Source organism: Thermophilibacter sp. ZX-H3, assembly GCF_052599055.1.
In genome coordinates, this window is sequence record NZ_JBQXES010000028.1 from 18,337 (window position 1) to 27,370 (window position 9,034).

Below are 9,034 nucleotides of genomic sequence, written 5' to 3' on the forward strand. Positions count from 1 at the left end.
CCCCGGAGTCGCAACGTATCGGGAAGAACGCCCTGTTGGCGTCCGACGGAGATTGCCACGACCCCCAAAACGCCAACGCCGGGCGCCGCCTGGCTGTCACGACCCCCAGAACGTCAACGCGGGGCTAGCGACGCCTCCTCATCCTGCATCTTTAGCGTGACGCTAAATTGCGTAGGTCACTCGGAGGGCGACGCGTGCCCGCCGGCCGAGCGGCCGACAAACGACGAGCGCGACCGCTGGGGCGGTCGCGCTCGTCACTTCTCTGCGTTATTGGGTGGGGCTAGTCGCAGGCCCCGCAGCTCTCGCACTTCTCGCTCTTGGGGGCGCCGCCCTTGTTGCGCTGGTCGGTGTTGTAGAAGCCCGAGCCCTTGAAGACGATGCCGGAGGGGTCGAAGACGCGCTCGGCCTCGTGGCCGCAGCTGGGGCAGCTGACCTTGGGGTGAGCGCTCATCGGGTGCTCTACCTCGAACGTCGCGCCGCACTCAGGGCAGTGATAGTCATAGCGTGCCATGGTTTCCTCCGTGAAGCTCCAGATGTCCAAACGCATGATACTTTACCCAAACTCGCAGCTCGCATGCCCGACGTTTTGGCCGTACACGCGCTCCGCGCAATCGGGATCCGCCGCCGGGGCAGCGTGGCCTGCAATCAGGCGGATAGTGCGAAGAATCGTCGTTCTTCCCTGCAATTGGGCGGATAGTGGGAAGCTATTTTCCCGCCTGATGAGGTAGCGCAGAAAATGCCAACAGGCAATTTGCCGCGCGAGAAGGGGATGGCGGCGTTCAAATCCGCCTTTCAGTCCGAAAAACGCTTCCCACTATCCGCCCGATTGCAGGGAGGGGGCGGATTTCTTCGCACTATCCGCCCGATTGCAGGACCTGTCCCTCGGCCGAGGGCGGCCACGGCACGCCCAGCTGCTATCATGTGCGCTTGGTGACCCAACGGGAGGCAATGGGGGAGCAATGGAGATTACGGGCGCGATCTTTGACTGCGACGGGACGCTCATCGACTCGATGGGCATGTGGTCTCACGCGTTCACGTGGCTCTGCGAGCGCTATGGCGTCGAGGGCGTGCCCATGGAGCGCGTGGAGTCCATCTCGCTGCGCGACGGCTGCGCCCTGCTGCACGACGAGTACGGCGCGGGGTCCTCGGTCGACGAGGTCTACGAGGACATGTGCGCCCACGTGCGCGATGCCTACGAGCACGAGGTCCCGCTCATGCCGGGCGCCCGGGAGTTCCTCGATGAGCTCGCTGCGGCGGGGGTGCCGATGATACTCGCGTCCTCGACCCCGGTCCGCGAGCTGCGCTGCGCGCTCGCGACCAACGACCTTGAGGGCTACTTCGTCGACGTGGTGAGCACGGAGGACGTGGGCGGGCGCGACAAGGAGTTCCCCGACGTCTACCTCGAGGCGGCGCGGCGCCTGGGTACGCCGCGCTCGTCCACCTGGGTCTTCGAGGACGCCCCCTTCGGGGTGCGGACCGCCCGGCGCGCGGGCTTTCCCGTCGTCGGCCTCATGAACGACCACGACGGCCGGCGCGAGGAGGACGTCAGGCCGTGGTGCGACGTGTTCGTCCACGGCTACGCCGAGCTCTCGCTCGCCCTCCTGCGCGACTACGAGCGGCCTGCCCAGGCCGCGGGGGACCCGCTCCGCGCGCTCGTGGTCGCAGGCTCCCCGGAGCCGAGCTCGCCCGCCCTCGTCTCCCTGCTCGCTGGGGAATCCGGCTACGTCGTCTGTGCGGACGGCGGCGCGGACGTCTGCCGCGCGGCGGGCGTCGTCCCCGACGTCTTCTGCGGCGACGGAGACTCCGCGAGCGGCGCCGCCGCGTCCTGGGTCGCCTCAGCGGCGCGCACGCGCGTGACGTTTCCCCCCGAGAAGTACGCGACCGACCTCGCCCTCGCCCTTGACTGCGCGCGGCACGAGGCGTCCCGCCGCGAGGCCCCGCTCGCCCTCACCGTCACCTGCGCCTCCGGCGGTCGCCCTGACCACGCGCTCGCGGTGGTGGGCCAGCTCGCCGGCTCTGGGGCGGCCTCCGCGCGCATCGTCGAGGACGGCTACGAGATGCGCATCCTCTCCGGGGAGGGGGAGCGCGCGTGGCGGCTCGGCCCGGACGCCGCGGGGCGCACCTTCTCCGCCGTCGCCGTGGCGCCGGGGACGCGCATCGACGAGCGCGGCATGCGCTGGGAGCTCGAGGACAGGCCGATGGGCCTCCTCGACGACCTCGGGATCTCAAACGTGGTCACCAGCCCGGACGCCGAGGTCGTCTGCCGCGCGGGCGCCGTCGCGGCGTTCCTGCTGGGCGCAACAAAAAAGCCACAATAAGTTGGGGTTTCTTGTTGCAGCCGCCATCGCATGTGCTATATTCGTACGGCTATGAAAGATGCGGGCGCGAGAGAGCGCCGCGCCCCCGAGGAGGTACGAGCATGTCCAAGGTCTGTGAGTTCTGCGGCAAGCACGCCGTTGCCGGTCATTCCATCAGCCACTCCCACCGTGTGGTGAACCGCACGTTCAAGCCGAACATCCAGCGCGTCACCGTCGTCGTGGACGGCCACCGTCGCAAGGCCAACGTCTGCTCCCGTTGCCTCAAGTCCGGCAAGATCGCCCGCAGCTAGTCCGCTGCCACATCGAGCAACGCCATGGGAGGTCGCCTCGGCGACCTCCCTTTTTGCGTTCGTGGGGGCGCCCGCGGCGACCGCGGTCCCGTTGCGGGATCCGGGCTCGTGGCGATCCCGGGCGCCGGGGCGTTGCGCAGATGGGGGTCGTGACAGCCCGCACTTCTCGCCACCTGCGGCTTCTCTCGATGCCGTTGCGGAGATGGGGCCTGTGGCAGCGCCGATTCTGCCACAGGCCCCATCCCCGCAACGCGCCCGGCCGCGCCGCTGCCATAGCCCCGCCTTCCGCAGCGGGCGCGCCGCCGCCCGCCAGCGCCGACGCCTGCCGCCCTCTGACGCCCGCGCTACGCCATCAGCAGCAGCCTCCGGTACGCCCCCACGCCCGCGAGCAGCACCCGCTCGTCAAAGTCAAAGGCGTCGGCGTGGAGCGCGATTCCCGTCCCCGTGCCCAGCAGGAGGAACGCGCCGGGCAGGCAGCGCTGGTAGAACGCGAAGTCCTCGGCTATAAGCAGCGGCTCCTCGACGCGCCCCATCTCCGGCAGCGCGCGCTCGACCAGCGAGAAGAGCTCGGCGTCGTTGTCCACGGGCGGGTAGCCCTCGGAGAACGTCACGTCGACCGTGCAGCCCTCGGTCCTGGCCGCCCCCTCGGCGAGCGTGCGCAGCGCCCCCCGCGCCCGGTCGAACATCTCGTCCGAGAACACGCGCAGGCTCCCCTCGGCCCGCGCCTCGCCGGCGATCGCGTTTCTCACCGTCCCGGCCTCGAGCCGGCCGAAGCGCAGCAGGCACGGCTCGCCCTTCTCGCGCGAGAGCCGCCCGCACATGGCCTCGGCCGACGGCACGAAGCGCGCCGCCGCCGCCAGCGCGTCCGCGCCCTCCTGCCAGCGGGCGATGTGGCTCGAGCGCCCGTGGAAGCTCACCGTGGTCTCGCTCGAGCGCGCGAGGAGCGGCCCCGGCCGGGAGGCGAGCGCCCCCGCGGGAAGGTCGGGCCAGAGGTGGAAGCCGAAGATCCGCGTGGCGCCCACGCGCCCGAAGACGCCGCTCTCGCAGACGACCCGCGCGCCGCCCGTGGTCTCCTCGGCGGGCTGGAACACGAGGAGCACGTTCCTCGGCAGGTCCTCGGCGCGCGTCCCCGTCTCGCGGCCGGCCATCACGCGGTCGACCCACGTCGCGGCTCCGAGCGCCATCGCCATGTGGCCGTCGTGCCCGCAGGCGTGCATGCGCCCGGGACGCTCGCTCGCGTACGGGGCGCCCGTCGCCTCCGCCACGGGCAGGGCGTCCATGTCCGCGCGCAGGGCCACCGTCTCGGGCCGTCCGAGGTCGAAGTACGCGCAGAGCGCGCCCGCGCACGGCCCCCACACCTCGCAGGAGAGACCGTCGAGCACGCCGCGCACGTAGGCCGTGGTCTCGGGCAGCTCGAAGTCGAGCTCGGGAATGCGGTGCAGGTCGCGCCGCCAGCGCGTGAGGGCGGCGAGCTCCGGGTTCTTCTCGTCAGGCATGGGTCCTCCAATCGTTACGAGAGTATATCAGCCGCGCATTTCCGGGCGCGCCCGGGCGGGCTCGTGCTAGAGTGACCTCACTCGATAGAGGCGCGGGCGAGAAGATCCGCGGGGCAGCCGGCAGGCGTCACGACCCCGCGGGGAGGCGAGCCCGCCGAACTCGGCGCCCGGGCGCGGGCGCGGGGTGGGCCTGCGGGAAAGACCCGCAGGACTGTCTGCATGAAACCTGCAGGAGCGCTATCAAGGGAGCTTGCATGACGTGCGTGAAGCAGCCTTTTGTGACCACCGACCAGCTCGTCGACATCGCCGAGCGGTACCCCACCCCCTTCCACCTGTACGACGAGGCCGGCATCCGCCGCAACGCGGAAGCGGTGCTCGACGCCTTCTCGTGGAACCCCGGCTTCAGGGAGTACTTCGCCGTCAAGGCCAACCCCAACCCCGCGCTCATCCAGATCTTGCTGGAGTACGGCTGCGGCTGCGACTGCTCAAGCTACACGGAGCTCCTCATCGCGCGGGCGCTCGGCGTGCCGGGCGAGAAGATCATGTTCTCGTCCAACGACACGCCGGCCGAGGACTTCCGCCTCGCGCGCGAGCTCGGCGCCATCGTGAACTTCGACGACATCTCGCACATCCCGTTCTTCGAGGAGGAGGCGGGGCCCGTGGGCCCGGTCGCGAGCTGCCGCTTCAACCCCGGTGGGCTCTTCCGCCTGGCCAACGGCATCATGGACAACCCGGGCGACTCCAAGTACGGCATGACCGAGGAGCAGCTCTTCGAGGCGTACCGCATGCTCGTCGAGCGCGGCTGCGCCACGCTGGGGCTGCACGCGTTTCTCGCCAGCAACACGCACGGCAACGACTACTATCCCGCGCTCGCGCGCATCCTCTTTGGGCTGGCGGTCCGCCTGCGCGATGAGACCGGCGCGCACGTCGGGTTTGTCAACCTCTCCGGCGGCGTGGGGATCCCGTACCGGCCTGAGGAGGAGCCCTGCGACATCCGCGCCATCGGCGAGGGCGTGCGGCGCGCCTTCGAGGAGGTCCTCGTGCCCGCCGGCATGGGCGACGTGGCCATCTTCGCCGAGATGGGCCGCTTCATGATGGGGCCGTACGGCTGCCTGGTCACGCGCGCCATCCACGAGAAGAACATCTACAAGGACTACCTCGGCGTGGACGCGAGCGCCGTGGACCTCATCCGTCCCGCCATGTACGGCGCCTACCACCACATCACCGTGATGGGGCAGGCGGGCGGCCCGGACAAGTGCGCGTGGCCGGCCACGCGCACCTACGACGTCACGGGCAGCCTCTGCGAGAACAACGACAAGTTCGCCGTGGACCGGGAGCTCCCCGAGGTCGAGCGCGGCGACCTGCTCGTCATTCACGACACCGGGGCCCATGGCTACTCGATGGGCTACAACTACAACGGCCGGCTTCGGTCCGCGGAGGTGCTGCTGCGCGAGGATGGCTCCACCGAGCTCATCCGCCGCGCCGAGAAGCCCTCCGACTACTTCGCCACGCTGGCGTGCGACGGGGCCGTGCAAAGGGGACAGTCACTTTTGCACGCGAACACCGTGCAAAAGTGACTGTCCCCTTTGCACGGCCCGCTTCGCACGCCCTCCGAACACGAGAGAGAGGTACCACCATGGACATGACCAACCTGACCGGATCGATCGTCGCGCTCGTCACCCCGTTTGCCGAGGACGGCTCCGTCGACTATCCCGCGCTCGAGCGCCTCGTGGACTTCCACCTGGAGAACGGCACGGACGGCATCCTCGTGCTCGGCACCACCGGCGAGTCCTCCACGATGACCGACGACGAGGACCTCGAGGTCGCGCGCTGCGTGGTGGAGCGCGTCGCCGGCCGCATCCCCGTGATCGGCGGCGCGGGCTCCAACGCCACCTTCGAGTCCGAGCGCAAGGCCGCCGGCCTCGTCAGGATCGGCGTGGACGGCCTGCTGCTCATCACGCCGTACTACAACAAGTCCAATGAGGAGGGCATCTACCGCCACTTCACCTCCGTCCTCGACAAGGTGGACGTGCCCTGCATCCTCTACAATATCCCCGGCCGCACCGGCTGCTCCATCAGCGAGAAGAACCTCGCCCGCCTGGCGCAGCACCCCAACGCGTGGGGTATCAAGGAGGCCTCGGGCTCCATCAGCTACGCGACCATGGCCGCCCAGTACCTCTCCGACGACTTCCGCATGTTCTCCGGCAACGACGACATCGTGGTGCCGCTCATGAGCCTCGGCGCCAAGGGCGTCATCTCCGTGTGGGCCGACGTCGCACCCGCCACGGTGCACCGGATGTGTGCGGACTTCCTCGCCGGCGACGTCGAGGCCGCGCGCCGCGCGCAGCTCGAGAACCTCGAGCTCATCCACGCCCTCTTCTGCGAGGTCAACCCGATCCCGGTCAAGTGCGCCCTGGCCGAGATGGGCATGATCGGCGAGCACTACCGCCAGCCGCTCTGGACGATCTCCGACGCCGGCCGCGAGCGTCTCGTCGCCGCGATGAGGGGGGTCGGTCTCCTTGGCTAGCGTTATCGTCATCGGCGGAAACGGCCGCATGGGCCGCCTCGTGCGCGAGGAGCTTCTCGCCCGCGGCTTCGAGCTTCTCGGCTCCTACGACGTGGACAACATCGACGAGCTTGACGGGGCCGCGCCGGCGGCGGACGTGGCCGTGGACTTCTCCGCGCCCGCCTCGCTGCCGCACACGGTGGCGTACGCGCGCCGCACGGGCGCGGCGGTGGTCTCCGGCACCACGGGCCTCTCGGAGGAGCAGCTCGGCGAGCTCCGCGCGCTCGGCGAGACGAACCGCGTGATCTGGGCGTCCAACTACTCCCTCGGCGTCGCCGCCCTGCGCCGCGCGACGGCGATGGTGGCCCGCACGCTCGCGGGCTGGGACGTGGAGATCGTGGAGACGCACCACAACCAGAAGGTCGACGCGCCCTCCGGCACCGCAAAGGCGCTGCTCGCGGCCATCGACCCGGAGGGGGAGCGCCGCGTGGTGAACGGGCGCACCGGCCAGGTGGGCGCGCGCGTCCCCGGCGAGATCGGCATGCACGCCATCCGCGGCGGCACCGTCGCCGGCACGCACGAGGTGCACTTCTTCGGCACGGACGAGGAGGTCTGCCTCACGCACCGCGCCACGAGCCGGCAGATCTTCGTCACCGGCGCCGTCGCCGCCGCGGCGCGCCTGCTCGAGCGGCCCGCGGGGTTCTATGACTTCGACGCGTTGATGTTCGCGTGACGCGGTTCTTCTCGCCGGGCGGGTTGAGCGGCCCGGGTCGTCTGGGCGGCCCGGGTAGGCCGGGCGGTACTCAGTTCCGCATCTGCGTACGGGGCCGCGCGCAGTTCCGGAACTGAGTGACGGGTCTCGACTCAAATCCGGATTTGAGTCGTCACCTGGCGCGGAACGGACGCGCAATCCGCGATGTGACGTGGCCGGGGAGCACGGGCCGGCGCTCAGTTCCGGATTTGAGTAACGGCCCGCACTCAGTTCCTGATCTGAGCAACGGCCCGCACTCAGTTCTGGATTTGAGCGCCGGGCCGCGGGGCATCGCGGGCGGCGCGCGACCTCGACCTGCGCGAACGTGGCCGGCCGGGGGCGGACGTCCCGGGTGCCGGCGCGCAGGGTTCGCCGCGGCACTCAGTTCCGGATTTGCGTGCCGACCCGTGCTCAGTTCAGGAAATGAGCGCCGGCCCGCACTCAAATCCGGAACTGAGCGCCGAGCCGGGCTGAGCGAGGCGGCGCGTCGGTCATCGACGTGCCGGCACCTGTGGGAACGTCGGAGCCGCGCGCGGCGGGGCAAGTGGCCGCGAGGCGCCGCTCAGTTCCGGATTTGCGTACCGACCCGTGCTCAGTTCCGGAGCTGAGCGCCCGACCGAGGCACGCCCCGGCCAGGCGCCGGGGCGGCTACCATGGAGGAGGCAGGACGAGACGTGGCGGGGGCCGCCGGGGAAGGGAACACATGGACGCACAGGAGATCATCGACTTCATCGCGACGGCGCCTAAGAAGACGCCCGTCAAGCTGTACGTGCGCGAGAAGGGCGGGGCGCGCCTGGACTGGGGCGACGCCCACGTCTACGGCGGGCCCGAGGGCCGCGTCGTCCTCGGCGAGTGGGCCGACCTCGAGCCCGTCCTTCTCGCCAGCGCGGACGCCATCGAGTACGCGGACGTGGAGGCGGACCGGCGCAACTCCGCGGTGCCGCTCCTCGACCTCAAGGGCGTGAACGCGCGCATCGAGCCGGGCGCCATCATCCGCGACCGCGTGGAGATTGGCGACAACGCCGTCATCATGATGGGCGCCGTCATCAACATCGGGGCCGTCATCGGCGAGGGCACCATGATCGACATGGGCGCCGTGCTCGGCGGCCGCGCCATCGTGGGCCGAAACTGCCATGTGGGCGCCGGCACCGTGCTCGCCGGAGTCGTGGAGCCCGCGAGCGCCACGCCCGTCGTCGTTGAGGACGGCGTCATGATCGGCGCCAACGCGGTGGTCCTCGAGGGCGTGCGCGTGGGCGCGGGCGCCGTCGTGGCGGCGGGCGCCGTCTGCGTGGAGGACGTCCCCGCCGGCGCCGTCGTTGCCGGCGTGCCGGCGCGCGTCATCAAGATGCGCGACGAGCGGACGGACGGCAAGACGGCCCTCGTCGAGGAGCTCCGCCGGCTGTAGCTCGGGGCTCGTTGACCGCACGGAACGATGCGTCGCCAGACCCCCGCACGGCTGATTTGCGGGGGCCTGGCGACATCACCGCGGAGAAAACCGTCGCCAGACCCCCGCACGGCCGCCGCGCGGGGGAGGGGCGACGTTTCCGGGTTGATTTCCAACCTCAGCGAAACACCTTGAGCCGATAGCGCGTTTCCGCACCTATCGAGACGGAGGGGAGGCCCCGGCAGGGGCCTCCCCTCCGCGTTGTCGCAGGTGTAGGATGCATGGAGAG

The 9,034-nt window shown here is 70.4% G+C and carries 8 protein-coding genes and 1 riboswitch; of the genes, 6 read left to right on the top strand and 2 right to left on the bottom strand.

Annotated elements, in window-relative coordinates:
- Positions 1–280: 280 nt before the first annotated feature.
- A complete protein-coding gene (locus ACULPM_RS10425; RefSeq protein WP_075280027.1) occupies positions 281–511 on the bottom strand; it encodes an FmdB family zinc ribbon protein in 231 nt (76 codons plus the stop codon).
- Positions 512–959: 448 nt separating this feature from the next.
- Here ACULPM_RS10425 and ACULPM_RS10430 point away from each other — a divergent pair, with 448 nt between their 5' ends.
- On the top strand, positions 960–2,318 hold the full coding sequence (locus tag ACULPM_RS10430; RefSeq protein ID WP_445332200.1) for a thiamine diphosphokinase: 1,359 nt from the start codon (positions 960–962) through the stop codon (positions 2,316–2,318).
- A gap of 101 nt (positions 2,319–2,419) precedes the next feature.
- The gene (rpmB, locus tag ACULPM_RS10435; protein ID WP_072371255.1) at positions 2,420–2,608 is read left to right on the top strand and encodes a 50S ribosomal protein L28; all 189 of its coding nucleotides are present in this window, start codon (positions 2,420–2,422) and stop codon (positions 2,606–2,608) included.
- Between the two features lie 344 nt (positions 2,609–2,952).
- On the opposite strand, the gene ACULPM_RS10440 is transcribed toward rpmB, so the two are convergent.
- On the bottom strand, positions 2,953–4,104 hold the full coding sequence (locus ACULPM_RS10440; protein WP_445332201.1) for an amidohydrolase: 1,152 nt from the start codon (positions 4,102–4,104) through the stop codon (positions 2,953–2,955).
- Between the two features lie 77 nt (positions 4,105–4,181).
- Positions 4,182–4,352, top strand: a riboswitch (Lysine riboswitch).
- A 6-nt stretch (positions 4,353–4,358) separates the two neighbouring features.
- On the opposite strand from ACULPM_RS10440, the gene ACULPM_RS10445 reads away from it, so the two are divergent.
- The 4 genes from ACULPM_RS10445 (at position 4,359) to dapD (ending at position 8,766) form a co-directional block, all read left to right on the top strand.
- Positions 4,359–5,681, top strand: coding sequence for a diaminopimelate decarboxylase (locus tag ACULPM_RS10445; protein ID WP_445332202.1), 1,323 nt, complete (start codon positions 4,359–4,361; stop codon positions 5,679–5,681).
- A 59-nt stretch (positions 5,682–5,740) separates the two neighbouring features.
- Complete coding sequence (gene dapA, locus ACULPM_RS10450) at positions 5,741–6,631, top strand: 4-hydroxy-tetrahydrodipicolinate synthase (RefSeq protein WP_445332203.1); 891 nt, start codon at positions 5,741–5,743, stop codon at positions 6,629–6,631.
- Positions 6,624–7,343: a 4-hydroxy-tetrahydrodipicolinate reductase gene (gene dapB / locus ACULPM_RS10455; RefSeq protein WP_445332204.1), complete on the top strand. Its 720-nt coding sequence runs from the start codon at positions 6,624–6,626 to the stop codon at positions 7,341–7,343. Before dapA ends, dapB begins: the two co-directional genes overlap by 8 nt.
- Before the next feature lie 721 nt (positions 7,344–8,064).
- A complete protein-coding gene (gene dapD / locus ACULPM_RS10460) occupies positions 8,065–8,766 on the top strand; it encodes a 2,3,4,5-tetrahydropyridine-2,6-dicarboxylate N-acetyltransferase (protein WP_445332205.1) in 702 nt (233 codons plus the stop codon).
- Positions 8,767–9,034: the final 268 nt, after the last annotated feature.